The sequence below is a fragment of the Pseudomonas sp. TE3728 genome (assembly GCF_056279145.1).
The window spans coordinates 1,949,285-1,964,043 of record NZ_JBWBQT010000001.1 but is presented as its reverse complement, the minus strand read 5'-3'; the positions used below and the strand labels follow the sequence as shown (position 1 = coordinate 1,964,043).

Below are 14,759 nucleotides of genomic sequence, written 5' to 3'. Positions count from 1 at the left end.
CATCGCGAGCAGGCTCGCTCCCACAGGGGAATGCGGCGATTGTGCGCCGCGTCTTGCAGGGCATAAGCTTCGCCCCCTATAAGTTTCGTCTTTTCCGCTGTTTTTTCAGGAAGACCCATGCCCAGTCAGTTCCCCGAAGCACGTCCACGCCGTCTGCGCCGCAATGCGAGCCTGCGCAGCCTGTTCCAGGAGACCGAGTTCACCTTGAATGATCTGGTGCTGCCGATTTTCGTCGAGGAAGAAATCGACGATTTCGTGCCGATCAAGAGCATGCCCGGGGTGATGCGCATTCCCGAGTCGAGGCTGGCCGGTGAGATCGAGCGTTACGCTCGGGCTGGGATCAAGTCGGTGATGACGTTTGGCGTGTCACATCATCTGGACAGCAATGGCAGCGATACCTGGAACGACAACGGCCTGGTGTCGCGCATGTCGCGCATCGCCAAGGACGCCGTGCCGGAAATGATCGTGATGTCCGACACCTGTTTCTGCGAATACACCGACCACGGTCATTGCGGCGTGCTGCACCACCACGAAGTCGACAACGACCAGACCCTGATTAACCTCGGCAAACAAGCCGTAGCCGCTGCCCGCGCTGGCGCTGATGTGATCGCACCGTCGGCGGCCATGGACGGGCAGGTCCAGGCCATTCGCCGGGCGCTTGATGCAGCGGGTTTCAGCCAGACCGCGATCATGGCCTATTCGACCAAATTCGCTTCGGCGCTTTATGGTCCGTTCCGCGAGGCCGGCGGCAGTGCGCTGAAGGGCGACCGCAAAAGCTATCAGATGAACCCGATGAACCGCCGCGAAGCCGTGCGGGAATCGCTGATGGACGAACAGGAAGGCGCCGACGCGCTGATGGTCAAACCCGCCGGCGCGTACCTGGACATCATCCGCGACATCCGCGAAGCCTCGCGTTTGCCGCTGTCGGCGTATCAGGTGAGTGGCGAGTACGCGATGATCAAATTCGCCGCCCAGGCCGGGGCGATTGATGAAGACCGAGTGGTGCGTGAGAGCTTGGGGGCGATCAAACGGGCCGGGGCGGATTTGATCTTCACCTACTTCGCGATGGACCTGGCCCTGGCCGGGATCTAAAAAAATCAAAAGATCGCAGCCTGCGGCAGCTCCTACAGGTGTACTCAATTTCATGTAGGAGCTGCCGCAGGCTGCGATCTTTTGATCTTCAGCCGAAGAACGGCCGAATTTCACGATCGCGGAAATACCGCTCGATCACCTTCGGATCGGCGCTGTAGTCGGCAATTGCTACATAGGTATCCGGTCGCAACAGGTAAAACCCGTTGCGTGTGAGTCCCGCCGCTTCAAACGCCGGCCGCCAGTCGAACACCTGCAACGGCAGGTGATGCTCGGTGCACCAGGTGATCATTTCGTCGCTGGTGTCGCCATACACATGCACTTGCCAGGTCGGATTTTTCAGCGACTCGAAATTGTCCCCTTCACCGTCGTGGGCCCAAGGCAGGCGATCACCGCCGTGAACATGGCCAGCAACGCCCTCGCTCAACGGCATGCCGCGATAGTTGAGGGTGGTTTGCGACACCGTGCGAAACAGGAACTCCCGAGCGGCTTCCAGCGATGTCATTTTCGGGATCAAAAAGGGTGCCACACGGGTGCGCAGCACGTCGGCAATTCGCCCTTCGGCGGTGACGAAACTGAATACCCGGTCGGTAGTCGCCACCAATCGCCGGGCAAACGCGATGCGCTCGGTTTCATAACTGTCGAGCAGTTTGGCCGAGGCGCCACCGCTTAACACCGCCGCGAGTTTCCAGGCCAGATTGATCGCATCGCCAATCCCGGTGTTCATGCCCTGGCCACCCGCCGGGCTGTGGACATGGGCGGCGTCACCCAACAGAAACGCGCGCCCGGTGCGAAAGTGATCCGCGACCCGGTGATGCACGCGGTAGGTCGAGAACCAGTTCACCTGATCGATCTGCACTTTTAGATGCTCGATGGCCCGGCTGCTGACGTCTGCAAACTGGAGGGTTTCGGCACGGTCGGCGCGCTCGTCGCGAACCGTGCCGATCAGTCGGGCGCGACCTTCGCCGGCCAAGGGGAATACGGCGAGGAAGTCGGCTTCATCAAGGTCCACATGCAGTTCACCGTTGAACGTGGGGCCACGAGCCTGCACGTCCGCCACGTAGAAAATCTGCTGGTAGGTGCCGCCCGGAAAACCGGTGTCCAGCGTTTTGCGCACAATCGACCGGGCGCCATCGCAGCCTGCGAGGTAACAGGCCTGACAGGTTTCCTGCTGGCCATCGGGCAAGCGCAGCCGGGCGGTGATGCCGTCGCCGGTTTCCTCGAAGCTTTGCAGTTCGGTATCGCGCTCCACTGGAATACCGAAGGCCTCCAGGCGTTCGATCAGCAGGCGTTCGTGTTCGTCTTGCGGATACATTTCCAGAAACGCATAGGGTGTCAGACCCTCGCCGATGCTGCTCAGCGGCAGGCGCGCGACCGGTTCGCCCTTGACCCAGAAATTCGCTGCGGCCACTTTATGGCCGTTTTGCACAACGGCGCCGCTGAGGTCGAGCTGGCTATACAGTTCAAGCGTTCGCGCCTGTACCGCCAGTGCACGTGAAGTGGTGCCGGGTGTCGACGTCTTGTCGATAATCCGTACCCGAATCCCCAGTTTGCTCAACCACAGCGCCAGTACCAGCCCGGTCGGGCCGGCGCCGATGATCAGCACGTCGCTACGGTTCATGAGCCTGTCCTCCGCGGTATGTGGATCAAGTATGGTTCAGCCCGAATGCACTGGCCTCCCGGCTGCCCAACGGAAAACCACCCCTACAGCGCAGGGGAACAGTCCGCGACTGCCACAGTCATAGCCTGCGCCATGCCATTGATCGTATGGTTAACCCGGCTCAACGGATTTTGATGGAGCACCATGCAAGTCAATCGATTGATCATGAGCGTCGCGGCACTGTTGGTTCTGGCCGGTTGCGGTAGCCAACGCACGCAGGAACCGCCGGCCCGCAAGCCCGCCGAGGTCAAGGCAGAGATCATGCGCCTGTTGCCGGCCAAGACGGTCGATCGCCAAGGCTGGGCCACGGATATCTACGCGGCATTTGCTACCCAGAACATTTCGCCGACCACGCAAAACCTGTGTTCGGTACTCGCGGTCACTGAGCAGGAGTCGACGTTTCAGGCTGATCCGCGGGTGCCGGGCCTGGGCAAGATCGCCCGGGACGAGATCGACCGCCGCGCCGCCAAGGCTCACATCCCCGGCCTGCTGGTGAGCGGTGCCTTGCAGGTCAGTTCACCCAATGGCAAAAGTTACAGCGACCGGCTGAATGCCGCGCGCAGCGAAAGAGAACTCAGCGCGATTTTCGATGATTTCATTGGCATGGTGCCCATGGGGCGGACGTTGTTCGATGGTTTCAACCCGGTGCACACCGGTGGGCCGATGCAGGTCAGCATCGACTTCGCCGAGCAGCAGGCGCGTCATTATCCCTACCCGGTGGACGGCTCGATTCGCCGCGAAGTGTTCACGCGTCGCGGTGGCCTGTATTTCGGTATTGCCCATTTGCTCGGTTATCCGGTGAGCTACAAGCAGCCGCTGTATCGCTTCGCCGATTTCAATGCCGGTTGGTATGCCAGCCGTAATGCGGCGTTTCAGAACGCGGTAAGCCGTGCGACCGGCATTCCGCTGGCGCTGGATGGCGATCTGGTGCGCTACGGTTCGATCATGCCTGGCGCTACGGAATTGGCGGTGCGCACCCTCGGCAAGCAACTGGAAATGCGCAACCTGACCATTCGGGATCAATTGGAGGAGGGGAAAGGCCTCGAATTCGAGGACACCAAGCTGTATCGGAGGGTTTTCGCCTTGGCCGAACAGGCCGAAGGCCGGCCATTACCCCGTGCGGTATTGCCGGGGATTGTGCTGCAAAGCCCGAAAATCACCCGCAAACTCACCACGGCATGGTTCGCCAAGCGGGTCGATGAGCGTTATCAACGTTGCATGAAGCGTGCGGGGGTGTGAGTGGACCGAAAATGGTCAAAAAACCAACGCTTGACTGACAATTCGAACGCAATCTTCAGCAGCTGCTACAAAGAGAGAGTCGCAGAGGAGATTTAGTCATGTATCAGCTTTACGGACATCAGAACTCGGGTGCGGCCGCCATCGAAGCGGCGTTGGAGCTGTGCGAGGTGCCTTATCGCTTCATCGATGTCTCATCGTCCCCGGAGACGGTTCAGGCATTGGAGAAACTCAACCCGCTCAAGCAAATTCCCACTCTGCAATTGCCCGATGGCGGTGTTCTGACCGAGAGTGCGGCCATCCTGATTCACCTGGGCCTGACGTTCCCGGAGTCGAACCTGCTGCCGGAAAACCCGCTCAAGCGTGATCAGGTTATTCGGGGCCTGGTGTACATCGTCAGCAATTGCTATGCCGCCATCGGCATCATCGACTACCCCGAGCGCTGGCTGGCCGAGGCGGACGAATCATCCAGGGAAAACCTTATGGCCGGTGCCCGCCAGCGCCTGCACTGGAGTTGGGAGGTGTTTGCCGATCAGTTCGCCGGCAAGTTGTACCTGGGCGAGGGAGCGCCGGGCGCGCTGGATATTCTGGCGGCGGTGGTAACGCGTTGGGCGGGTACCCGAGAGCACTTGCGCGTTGCGCGGCCGGGGTTTTCCGCCTGGCTCGAACGCTTCGACCGGCACCCGGCATTGGCGCCGGTTTTCGCGCGGCATTGGCCATAGGAACACAGCTTGTGGTGAGGAGGCTTTTGTGGCGAGGGAGCTTGCTCCCGCTGGACTGCGCAGCAGTCCCCTTCTTTTTCAGGTAGAGAATGGGGCCGCTTCGCAGCCCAGCGGGAGCAAGCTCCCTCGCCACAGGTAAGCCCAACTCCCACAGGGTGTGCTGGAATCACTCGCCGCGAATGTACTGCTCCAGCTGCCGAATCAGTTCAGCCTGTTCGGCGATGGCTTCCTTGACCAGGTCGCCGATGGACAGCAAGCCGATCAACTCGCCGTTTTCCACCACTGGCAAGTGCCGCAGGCGCTTTTCGGACATGATGCCCATGCAGGTTTCGACGGTTTGATGGGTGTCCACGGTGATGACCGATGTCACCATGATGTCGCTGACCGGCGTGCCGACGGAGGAGCGTCCCTTGAGCACCAGTTTGCGCGCATAGTCCCGCTCGCTGATGATGCCGACGACCTTTCCCTCTTTCAGCACCGGTAACGCGCCGACGTTTTTTGCGGCCATCACCATCAGCGCTTCCAGCACCATTTGATGAGGCGCAATGGTATGGACTTCCTGATTCTGTTGGGCCTTTAACTTGAGCAGTTGGGCGACGGTTTTCATGGCGGTTTCTCGGGTGTTGTCGTTGTTCTTGAAGAATCGTAGAGACAGGCTCTCAGAGCAAGGCAGAAAGCGGCAGATACCGCGCAAAAAGCGTCATTCAGTGATTTTTCTTTGTAAATGTCCGCCCCTGATGCCGGTAAGTTGAGGCGCAGAACCTGTGGGAGCGAGCCTGCTCGCGATGACGGCGGTACATCCGGCATCAATGTAGTCTGACACGACGCTATCGCGAGCAGGCTCGCTCCCACAGGTTCTGCGGTGTTCAGTCCTTAACTGACAGGTATCAGGGCTTGCCCCAATGCCAGGTCGATCACGCGTAGAATTACCCCTTGAATCAGTTCGTTGAGGTTGCAGTGGTGGATTTACAGCAGGGCTTCGTCCTGACCCGGCATTGGCGCGATACCCCGGCCGGCACGGAAGTCGAGTTCTGGCTGGCGACCGATGCCGGTCCCCGGCGTATCCGCCTGCCGCATCAACCGTCGGTAGCGTTCATTCCGGCAGCCCAGCGTGAGCAAGCCGAAGCGCTGCTGCGCGGCGAGAAAAACGTCGAGCTGAAACCCTTGGCGCTTCTGGACTTCGAACATCGCCCGGTGCTCGGCCTGTATTGCCAGCAGCACGGTCAGTTGATGCGCCTGGAAACCGCGCTGCGCAGATCAGGCGTCGATGTATTCGAAGCCGATATCCGCCCGCCGGAACGCTACATGATGGAGCGTTTCATTACCGCGCCCGTTTTGTTCGGCGGCACGCCCGGCGCGGAAGGTCTGCTGCTCGACGCGCAAATGAAACCCGACCCCGGCTATCGACCGAAGCTCAGACTGGTTTCGCTGGACATCGAAACCACCGCTCAGGGCGAGTTGTATTCCATTGCCCTGGAAGGCTGCGGCGAGCGGCAGGTGTACATGCTCGGGCCGCCCAATGGCGATGACAGTGGGGTGGATTTCCAGCTCGAATACTGCGATTCGCGAACCCTGCTGCTCAAAAAGCTCAATGAATGGTTCGCCCGGCACGATCCCGACGCGATCATCGGCTGGAACGTCGTGCAGTTCGATCTGCGTGTACTGCACGAACATGCCCGGCGCTTGGCGGTGCCGCTGAAGCTGGGGCGTGGCGGTGAAGAAATGCAATGGCGCGAACACGGCAGTGGCAACCATTACTTCGCTTCGGCTGCCGGCCGACTGATCATCGATGGCATCGAATCGCTGCGTTCAGCGACCTGGAGCTTCCCCTCGTTCAGCCTGGAAAACGTCGCGCAAACCCTGCTGGGCGAAGGCAAGTCCATCGACAATCCGTACCAGCGCATGGACGAAATCAATCGCATGTTCGCCGAGGACAAACCGGCCCTGGCGAAGTACAACCTCAAGGACTGCGAACTGGTGACGCGGATCTTCGCCAAGACCGAACTGCTGACCTTCCTGCTTGAGCGCGCCAGCGTCACCGGTTTGCCGGCGGATCGCAGCGGTGGTTCGGTGGCGGCGTTCACTCACCTGTATATGCCGTTGATGCACCGTCAGGGTTTCGTCGCGCCGAACCTCGGCGGCAAACCGCCGGAAGCCAGCCCCGGTGGTTTTGTCATGGACTCGCAGCCCGGGCTGTACGAATCGGTGCTGGTGCTCGACTACAAAAGCCTCTATCCGTCGATCATCCGCACCTTCCTGATCGACCCGGTGGGCTTGATCGAAGGGCTCAAGCATCCTGATGACAGCGAGTCGGTGCCGGGCTTTCGCGGTGCACGTTTTTCAAGAACCCGCCATTGCCTGCCGGCCATCGTCGCCCGGGTTGCCGAAGGTCGTGAAACCGCCAAGCGCGAACACAACGCGCCGTTGTCCCAGGCGCTGAAAATCATCATGAATGCCTTCTACGGCGTGCTGGGTTCCAGCGGTTGCCGCTTCTTCGATACACGGCTGGCCTCGTCCATCACCTTGCGCGGTCACGAGATCATGCTGCGCACCCGCCAGTTGATCGAAGCCCAAGGCCACGCGGTGATCTACGGCGACACCGACTCCACCTTCGTTTGGTTGCGCCGCGCCCACGGTCAGGCAGAAGCCGCGCAGATCGGTCATGCGCTGGTGGACCACGTCAACCAGTGGTGGCGCGAGCATGTGAAACAGGAATACGGGCTGGAAAGTGCCCTGGAGTTGCAGTTCGAAACCCACTACAAGCGCTTTTTGATGCCGACCATTCGCGGTGCCGAGGAGGGCAGCAAGAAACGCTATGCCGGGCTGGTCACCCGCGCCGACGGCACCGATGAAATGGTCTACAAGGGCCTGGAAACCGTGCGCACTGACTGGTCGCCGCTGGCCCGGCAATTCCAGCAGGAGTTGTACCTGCGCATCTTCAATCGCAAGCCCTATCAGGACTATATTCGTGACTATGTGCGCAAGACCTTGGCCGGCGAATTCGACGAACGCCTGATCTATCGCAAACGCCTACGCCGTACCCTCGACGACTATCAACGTAACGTGCCGCCCCACGTGCGGGCCGCGCGAATCGCCGACGACTACAACGACCAGCAGGGACGCCCGCGGCAATATCAGAGCGGCGGCTGGATCAGTTATGTCATCACCGTCGCCGGCCCCGAGCCGCTGGAAATCCGCAGCGCGCCCATCGATTACGACCATTACGTCACTCGGCAGCTGCAGCCGGTGGCGGATGCAATCCTGCCGTTCGTGGATGACGATTTCTCAACGCTGATTGGGGGGCAGTTGGGCTTGTTTTGAGTCCAGCAGCGACAACGTCCAGTCATCCGGTATGCCGTGAAAATATTGATCCAGCGCCTGATGGAACAGGCTGCCTTTGGGCGAAACCTGGGCGAACAGGGTCATCGATGAGTGAAATTTGAGGTTGTCGGGATGGCCGAAAATCTTGGCGATCGAGCTTTGAGGAATGTCCAGAACCAGTTGCGTGCACATGCGCAAGCGTGGCCCCAGTAACGGATGCTTCAGGTACGCCGTGGCTTCTTCACTGGAGCGAATGGCGAAGTAACGGGACATCTCGCTGTCGCCCAACCCGGAAAACTGCGGAAAGATAAACCACATCCAGTGCCGACGCTTCTGGCCGGCGCGCAGCTCTTCCTGCACCCACTCGAACACAGGGTCTTGCGCCTGAACGAAGCGTGGCAAATTGAAAGCGTCGAGCTGATCGGTACTTCTCATGCCGATGCCCTCTGACAAACCGCGATGGCTCAGACCATGGCCAACCGCTGCTTACGTTGTGGCGCGCGAAACGCTTGGTCCAGCGCCTCCAGATCCCCGACTTCAAGCCGCAACTGCGCCGCTTGTGCATTGAGCTGCACATGCTCGGGGCGGACCGCTTTGGGGATGGCGATCACGCCGTTCTGACGCAGAATCCATGCCAGCGCTACCTGCGCCGGTGTCGCCTCGTGACGGGCGGCAATCTGCTTGAGCGTCGAGTTGGCCAGCATGTGCCCGCCCTGGCCGATCGGACAATAGGCCATCACCGGCATCCTGTGATGTTGGCTCCAGGGAAGCAAATCGAATTCGATGCCGCGTTCTTCCAGGTTATATAGCACCTGATTGGTGGCACAGGCCGGTGAAGCCAGTTCTTCCATGTCGTCCAGGTCGAAATTGGACACGCCCCAACGGCCGATCTTGCCGTCTTCGCGCAGGCGTTCGAAGGCTTCGACGGTTTCCGCAAGGGGATAATCGCCGCGCCAGTGCAACAGGTAGAGATCGATGTAATCGGTATTCAACCGCCGCAGGCTGCGCTCGCAGGCCTGGGGGATGCCTTTGCGGCTGGCGTTGTAGGGGTAGACTTTGCTGACCAGAAAAACCTGGTCGCGAAGGCCGGCGATGGCTTCACCCACCACTTCTTCAGCGCCTCCTTCAGCGTACATTTCAGCGGTGTCGATCAGGGTCATGCCCAACTCAATGCCCAAACGCAACGCTGCAACTTCCTTTGTGTGTCGGGAGCGTTCCTCTCCCATGCGCCAGGTTCCTTGGCCGATGACCGGCACTTGGCTGCCGGCCAGCTCAAGAGTACGCATGCATCCTCCTTTCTAAAGTCCGATCGATACTTCAGTTGGCAGCAAAATGGCCCGGTGGTTCCGTGGTGATCTCGAAAGATCGCAGCCTCTGTAGGAGCTGCCGAAGGCTGCGATCTTTTGATCTTCTGACCTACAGGGTAGAAAACTTGTACACCGTAGTCTGGGTATAGCGCTTGCCCGGATCCAGCCGTGTGGACGGGAAGTTCGGCTGGTTCGGCGAATCCGGATAATGCTGAGTCTCCAGAGTAAACGCCCCCCAATGCGGATAAACCTTGCCAGCCTTGCCCTTGACCGTGCCATCAAGGAAGTTGCTGGTATAGAACTGCACGCCGGGCTCGGTAGTGTAGAGCTGCAACCGGCGGCCGGATTGCGGATCGCTGACATCGGCGGCGAGTTTGCCCAGATCACCCTTGGCGTCCAGCACCCAGTTGAAATCGAAACCGCCTTGTTTCGGTTCGGCGAATTTCAGTTGCGGGTGATCAGCCTTGATGTGTTGACCGATGGCGGTCGGTTGGGTGAAGTCCATGGGCGTTCCGGCGACCAAGGCCAGTTCACCGGTGGGGATCAGTTTGCCGGTGACCGGCGTGTAACGGGCTGCATGCAAAGTCGCAAGCTGCTTCAGGACGTCGCCGTTGCCCGCGCCGGCCAGATTGAAATAACTGTGGTTGGTCAGGTTCAGCACGGTGGGTTGGTCGGTGCTGGCCTTGTACTCGATGCGCAGCTCATTGTTCTCGGTGAGGCTGTAGGTGACTTCAGTTTTCAGGTTGCCCGGGAAACCCATTTCACCGCCCGCCGACAGATACGTCAGGGTCACGCCAACCGAAGCCTTGCCGTTGCTCGGTTCGGCTTTCCACACCCGTTTATCAAAACCCTGCGCCCCGCCGTGCAGTGAATTGCTGCCGTCGTTGAGTGGCACCTGATAGCGCTTGCCGTCCAGCTCGAAGGCACCGTTGGCCAGGCGATTGCCGAAGCGGCCAATGGTCGCGCCGAAGTACGCGGTGCCGCTTTGGTAACCCTGCACGTCGTCGAAGCCCAGCACCACATCGTCGAGCTTGCCGTTTTTGTCCGGCACTTTCAGTGACTGCAGAATCCCTCCGTAGGTAATGACCGTGGCTTGCAGGCCATGGCTGTTGCGCAAGATGTATTGCTCGACGGGCGTGCCATCATTGGTTTTGCCGAAGGCTTTCTGTTCGCTGGACAAGCCTGCGGCGTGAGCGGGGAGGGTGGCGATCATCAGGGACAGTCCGAGGCCGGAGAGCAGGTATCGAGATTGAAGCATGGTTGACCTTCCTTTTTGTTGTTTTGTGAGAAGTAGTCATACTAATAATCGAGTTTTAACGCGATCAAGGAAGGATTTATAGCTTATCCATGCAGTGTTGCAATTATAAAGTATGACTAATGTGAGGCCGCTTTCACGGTGACCCGCGTTTACGGACCACCGGCACTGCACTTTTTCGGCTTTCGCGGTTCTATCCTTGGCCAGCCTGCGGCGATCCCCACCGCCGGCCCATGCCCAAGTTCAAGAACCCATGGCTCGAGTTTTACCCCGCTTTACCCCGCACATTCGCCGTTATTGCTGGCTGCTGACTGGCCTGTCGATGCTCTTCGCCAGTGGCTGCAGTCATCAGCCGGGCAACGATATTGTCAGCCAGTTTCGCAACGGCCAACCCCAGGAATTCCTCCAGACCAGCGTCGACCGCATGGCGACCCTGACGATGCGTGACAACCTCGAAAGCCTCTACCTGCTAATGAACAAGCTCTACCTGCGCAACCCGCAGGAGCTGAAGAAATCTGGCTTCCTCGATGTCGGCACCGCGGAAAAACAAGTGCGCATGGCCATCGAACAGCAAGAGCCGCTACCCACTCTCGGCGGCAAAAAAGACCTCGCCGCGCTGAGCTACGCCATGAGCCCGGAATTTCTCGGCGACCGGGTCGGTGCCTTTATCTATGCCATCGGCAGCATGCTGGTCACCGCTCATGGCAATCGGCTGGAGTTCTACATGACGGATGCGATCAACCCGACCTTCGTCAGCAATGCCGCGCGCAACATCGAAAAAGCCACCTGGATTTTGAGTCAGCGGCAAAACAAGCAAGGCGAGCCCTTGCTGTTTTCCAACGAAATTTCGGAGGAGGGCAGCAACCTGAGCTTTGCCGTGGAGTTCGGCAAAATCGTCGCGCGGCTGGACCTGCTGACCCAGATGCTCGACGAACGCTACCGGCGGATCGGCCTCAACTATGCCCAGAGTTTGCTGTTCCTGAATTTTTTGCCGGTGCAGTAAAACGAGTGCTGAACCCGCATACAAAGGGGATGTGGTGGAGAGGGAAAACTGTGTTCCGCCTCAATGAGTTGGCATAACGATAGACCGCATCGATATAACTGGTTATAAGAAAAATCGCTATGCTGCGAGCCGGTTATTCTCCTGCGATTCTCTGGGCGTATTAATGGAATTCGGTAATTTCGGGTTGGTCGTTGCAGGTCTGGTGGTCGGCTTTATTGTCGGCATGACCGGCGTCGGAGGCGGTTCGTTGATGACGCCGATTCTGCTGTGGTTCGGCGTCAACCCGGCGACGGCGGTGGGTACTGATTTGCTGTATGCGGCCATTACCAAATCCAGTGGTGTGCTGGTTCATCGCAAGAACAAGAACATCGACTGGGCGATCACCGGTTGGCTGACCCTTGGCAGTGTGCCGGCGGTGGCGCTGACGCTGTGGTTTTTGAGCAGCTTGCAGACCTCGCCCGATGCGATGAACGCCGTTATCAAACAAGCCCTGGGCTTCGTATTGTTCGCCACGGCGCTGGCCATTTTCTTCAAAAAACGCTTGCTCGATTTCGCCCACAAACGGGCTGGCGGCTACTACAACCCTAGCGGGCCCCGGTTGAATGCACTGACAGTCATCACCGGATTGGTCCTTGGCGCCATGGTGGCCCTGACCTCCATCGGCGCTGGCGCTCTGGGCACAGTAGCGCTGTTCATTCTGTACCCGATGCTCCCCACCCGCCGCCTGGTCGGCACCGAAATCGCTCACGCGGTGCCCCTGACCCTGGTCGCCGGCCTAGGCCATGCGAGCATGGGCAACATGGATTGGCATATTTTGGGCTACTTGCTGGTCGGTTCGCTGCCGGGGATTTACCTGGGCAGCCATTTGACCGGGCGTATCTCCGACGAACTGCTGCGTCCATGCCTGGCCACGATGCTGGTGCTGATCGGCTACAAGCTGGCGTTCTGATCCGGCACCGTATAGATCACTGAATTTAGCGGAATCATGCCCTCACTGGCGTAGTCAAAATTATGACCACGTTCAGATGAGGTCATGACGTCCATGAACAGCCCCGTAAACGATCTTCTACGACGATTCAGCCGCCCTCGCGGCGAGCCACCCGGCAACGCGGCCGAGGTGCTACGCCGTCATGCCGAGCCGTTGCCTGCGCTCGACTCACCTGAATTCGGCAAACTCTTCGACCGCTTTGGCGATGCCAGCGTGGTGTTGATCGGCGAAGCCAGCCACGGCACCCAGGACTTCTACCAGACCCGAGCGGCGATCACCCGCCGCCTGATCGAGCAGCATGGCTTCGGTATCGTCGCGGTCGAAGCCGACTGGCCCGATGCCGGCCAGATCGACCGATGCGTCCGTGACCTGGGCCGCTCCGCCTGGAAAAAACAGGCCTTCGCCCGATTCCCCACCTGGATGTGGCGCAATACCGCTGTGCAGACTTTCACCCGCTGGCTGCACCACCATAATCGCGGCTTGGCGCTTGAGCAGCGGGTGGAATTTCGGGGGCTGGATGTTTACAGCATGCGTCATTCCATCGACGAAGTGCTGGGCTATCTCGACAAGACCGATCCGCAGCTGGCAAAAGAGGCCCGCCATCGCTACAGCTGCCTGACGCCGTGGCATGACGACCCGGCGCTGTACGGTCATTTCGCTGAGCGGGGCAACATGGCTACGTGCGAGGACGCCGTGGTCGAGCAATTGAATGTGTTGCTGGGCGAACGGCTTGACCCGATGGTCGCCGACGACGAGGCGTTTTTCAGCGCCACCCAGAACGCCCGCGTGGTGCGGGCCGCCGAGCAGTATTACCGCGCCATGTACCGCGGCTCGACCGCCTCGTGGAACCTGCGTGACCTGCACATGTTCGACACCTTGCAAACCCTGATGGTGCATCGCGGGGCAGGCGCCAAAGCGGTGGTGTGGGCGCATAACTCACACATCGGCAACGCCGCCGCGACGCAAATGGGCTGGGAGGGGCAATTCAACATCGGTCAGTTGTGCCGCACGGCCTACGGCTCACAAGCGGTGCTGATCGGCATGGGCACCGACCATGGCACCGTCGCTGCCGCCGACGACTGGGATGAGCCGATGCAGGTCAAACAGGTGAACCCGGCATTGGCCGACAGTTGGGAACAACTGTTTCTCCAGGCCGGCATTCCCGCAGCGCTGCTCGACTGGCGCACGTCACCGAGCGAGGAATTGCTGGACGTACTGGCTGAGCCATTACTTGAGCGCGCCATCGGCGTCATCTATCGACCCAGGACCGAGCGCCAGAGCCATTACTTTCAGGCCGTACTGGCAGAGCAGTTCGACGCTTTTGTCTGGATCGAAAAAACCCACGCGGTCTCGCCATTGCCGGAGCCTGAGTTCATGGAGCACGAGGAAGACACCTTTCCGTTCGGTATATGACCCGCTAATCACGGCAATGCTGTTCACTTAAGAGTCTTGAGTCGGTGAGTAACCTGTGGCGAGGGAGGCATGCTCGCGCTTGAGTGCGTAGCACTCACAAAATCGGCGATTGTTATCGGATTTTTGGGGCCGCTACGCAGCCCAACGCGAGCAAGCTCGCTCGCCACAAAGGTTGGCATGACTGAGAGTCGCGCTTAAGTGAACAGCATTGCGCTAATAACGGGCATCTATTCCCGGGTAAAAATCTCCAGCAGATGCCCGTCCGGGTCATCGAAATACACCCGCCGGCCACCGCCGTACTCATTGATCTCGTACGGTCTCTGTTTGCCCGGATCGGCCCACCACGGCTGCTTGCGCGCTTGCAGGCGAGCGAACGCCGCATCGAAGTCTTCGTCGCCAATCAGAAACGCATAGTGTTGGGAGGCAATCGGCGGGTCGTTGTTGTAGAAATCCAGCGACACGCCATTATCGAATTTGACCACCAGCATTGGTCCGAACGGCTCGGGATCGGGCAGGCCGAGGAGGTCGGTCAGGTAGCGGGCCGACACTTGTTTGTCACGGCACCAGACGATGGTGTGGTTCAGCTGAGCGCTCATGGAAAAATCCTCACGGCGAATCAGGTGGTGCGAGTTGTGCTATGAGATTAGCTCAGGCTGTTGCGCAATGACCGCCCTGACCTAAGCTTGGGGCAAGGCGAACATAAATACGCCTCACCCGGAACGTTCGCCGCGATGCGCAATCATTAGAGCGTGGATATCAAAAGGA

At 59.6% G+C, this 14,759-nt stretch carries 13 protein-coding genes; 7 read left to right on the top strand and 6 right to left on the bottom strand.

Annotated elements, in window-relative coordinates:
- Positions 1–117: 117 nt before the first annotated feature.
- On the top strand, positions 118–1,092 hold the full coding sequence (hemB, locus tag ACZ89R_RS08375) for a porphobilinogen synthase (protein WP_429546081.1): 975 nt from the start codon (positions 118–120) through the stop codon (positions 1,090–1,092).
- A gap of 88 nt (positions 1,093–1,180) precedes the next feature.
- Here hemB and ACZ89R_RS08370 read toward each other — a convergent pair whose 3' ends face one another.
- Positions 1,181–2,710 (bottom strand): FAD-dependent oxidoreductase, encoded by a 1,530-nt coding sequence (locus ACZ89R_RS08370; RefSeq protein WP_429546082.1) that lies wholly within the window; start codon positions 2,708–2,710, stop codon positions 1,181–1,183.
- A gap of 183 nt (positions 2,711–2,893) precedes the next feature.
- Between ACZ89R_RS08370 and ACZ89R_RS08365 the strand changes: the two genes are divergently transcribed.
- Both ACZ89R_RS08365 and ACZ89R_RS08360 read left to right on the top strand, forming a co-directional pair.
- Positions 2,894–3,988 (top strand): DUF1615 domain-containing protein, encoded by a 1,095-nt coding sequence (locus tag ACZ89R_RS08365; protein ID WP_429546083.1) that lies wholly within the window; start codon positions 2,894–2,896, stop codon positions 3,986–3,988.
- Between the two features lie 98 nt (positions 3,989–4,086).
- Entirely contained in the window at positions 4,087–4,707 is a 621-nt protein-coding gene (locus tag ACZ89R_RS08360) for a glutathione S-transferase (protein WP_429546084.1), read from the top strand.
- Between the two features lie 166 nt (positions 4,708–4,873).
- Here ACZ89R_RS08360 and ACZ89R_RS08355 read toward each other — a convergent pair whose 3' ends face one another.
- Positions 4,874–5,314: a CBS domain-containing protein gene (locus ACZ89R_RS08355; RefSeq protein ID WP_429437367.1), complete on the bottom strand. Its 441-nt coding sequence runs from the start codon at positions 5,312–5,314 to the stop codon at positions 4,874–4,876.
- Positions 5,315–5,667: 353 nt separating this feature from the next.
- Between ACZ89R_RS08355 and ACZ89R_RS08350 the strand changes: the two genes are divergently transcribed.
- Positions 5,668–8,028, top strand: a complete 2,361-nt coding sequence (locus ACZ89R_RS08350; protein WP_429547876.1) for a DNA polymerase II — start codon at positions 5,668–5,670, stop codon at positions 8,026–8,028.
- Here ACZ89R_RS08350 and ACZ89R_RS08345 read toward each other — a convergent pair.
- The 3 genes from ACZ89R_RS08345 to ACZ89R_RS08335 form a co-directional block, all read right to left on the bottom strand.
- A complete protein-coding gene (locus ACZ89R_RS08345) occupies positions 7,993–8,463 on the bottom strand; it encodes a DUF1810 domain-containing protein (RefSeq protein ID WP_008071147.1) in 471 nt (156 codons plus the stop codon). The two genes, ACZ89R_RS08350 and ACZ89R_RS08345, sit on opposite strands and share 36 nt — an antisense overlap.
- Positions 8,464–8,492: 29 nt before the next feature.
- Positions 8,493–9,314 (bottom strand): aldo/keto reductase, encoded by an 822-nt coding sequence (locus ACZ89R_RS08340; protein WP_429546085.1) that lies wholly within the window; start codon positions 9,312–9,314, stop codon positions 8,493–8,495.
- Between the two features lie 130 nt (positions 9,315–9,444).
- Complete coding sequence (locus tag ACZ89R_RS08335) at positions 9,445–10,593, bottom strand: aldose epimerase family protein (protein WP_429546086.1); 1,149 nt, start codon at positions 10,591–10,593, stop codon at positions 9,445–9,447.
- Between the two features lie 250 nt (positions 10,594–10,843).
- Here ACZ89R_RS08335 and ACZ89R_RS08330 point away from each other — a divergent pair, with 250 nt between their 5' ends.
- From ACZ89R_RS08330 to ACZ89R_RS08320, 3 genes are all read left to right on the top strand, one after another.
- On the top strand, positions 10,844–11,593 hold the full coding sequence (locus ACZ89R_RS08330; RefSeq protein WP_401173161.1) for a hypothetical protein: 750 nt from the start codon (positions 10,844–10,846) through the stop codon (positions 11,591–11,593).
- Between the two features lie 163 nt (positions 11,594–11,756).
- Entirely contained in the window at positions 11,757–12,542 is a 786-nt protein-coding gene (locus ACZ89R_RS08325; RefSeq protein WP_192343282.1) for a sulfite exporter TauE/SafE family protein, read from the top strand.
- Positions 12,543–12,635: 93 nt separating this feature from the next.
- The gene (locus ACZ89R_RS08320; protein ID WP_218399087.1) at positions 12,636–13,994 is read left to right on the top strand and encodes an erythromycin esterase family protein; all 1,359 of its coding nucleotides are present in this window, start codon (positions 12,636–12,638) and stop codon (positions 13,992–13,994) included.
- Between the two features lie 227 nt (positions 13,995–14,221).
- On the opposite strand, the gene ACZ89R_RS08315 is transcribed toward ACZ89R_RS08320, so the two are convergent.
- Entirely contained in the window at positions 14,222–14,590 is a 369-nt protein-coding gene (locus ACZ89R_RS08315; protein WP_429546087.1) for a VOC family protein, read from the bottom strand.
- Positions 14,591–14,759 lie beyond the last annotated feature (169 nt).

Coding starts and splice junctions, on each gene's coding strand:
- ACZ89R_RS08335 (WP_429546086.1), bottom strand. CDS start 10,593: ATGCTTCAATCTCGATACCTGCTCTCCGGCCTCGGACTGTCCCTGATG.
- ACZ89R_RS08315 (WP_429546087.1), bottom strand. CDS start 14,590: ATGAGCGCTCAGCTGAACCACACCATCGTCTGGTGCCGTGACAAACAA.
- hemB (WP_429546081.1), top strand. CDS start 118: ATGCCCAGTCAGTTCCCCGAAGCACGTCCACGCCGTCTGCGCCGCAAT.
- ACZ89R_RS08360 (WP_429546084.1), top strand. CDS start 4,087: ATGTATCAGCTTTACGGACATCAGAACTCGGGTGCGGCCGCCATCGAA.
- ACZ89R_RS08340 (WP_429546085.1), bottom strand. CDS start 9,314: ATGCGTACTCTTGAGCTGGCCGGCAGCCAAGTGCCGGTCATCGGCCAA.
- ACZ89R_RS08355 (WP_429437367.1), bottom strand. CDS start 5,314: ATGAAAACCGTCGCCCAACTGCTCAAGTTAAAGGCCCAACAGAATCAG.
- ACZ89R_RS08365 (WP_429546083.1), top strand. CDS start 2,894: ATGCAAGTCAATCGATTGATCATGAGCGTCGCGGCACTGTTGGTTCTG.
- ACZ89R_RS08325 (WP_192343282.1), top strand. CDS start 11,757: ATGGAATTCGGTAATTTCGGGTTGGTCGTTGCAGGTCTGGTGGTCGGC.
- ACZ89R_RS08330 (WP_401173161.1), top strand. CDS start 10,844: ATGGCTCGAGTTTTACCCCGCTTTACCCCGCACATTCGCCGTTATTGC.
- ACZ89R_RS08370 (WP_429546082.1), bottom strand. CDS start 2,710: ATGAACCGTAGCGACGTGCTGATCATCGGCGCCGGCCCGACCGGGCTG.
- ACZ89R_RS08320 (WP_218399087.1), top strand. CDS start 12,636: ATGAACAGCCCCGTAAACGATCTTCTACGACGATTCAGCCGCCCTCGC.
- ACZ89R_RS08345 (WP_008071147.1), bottom strand. CDS start 8,463: ATGAGAAGTACCGATCAGCTCGACGCTTTCAATTTGCCACGCTTCGTT.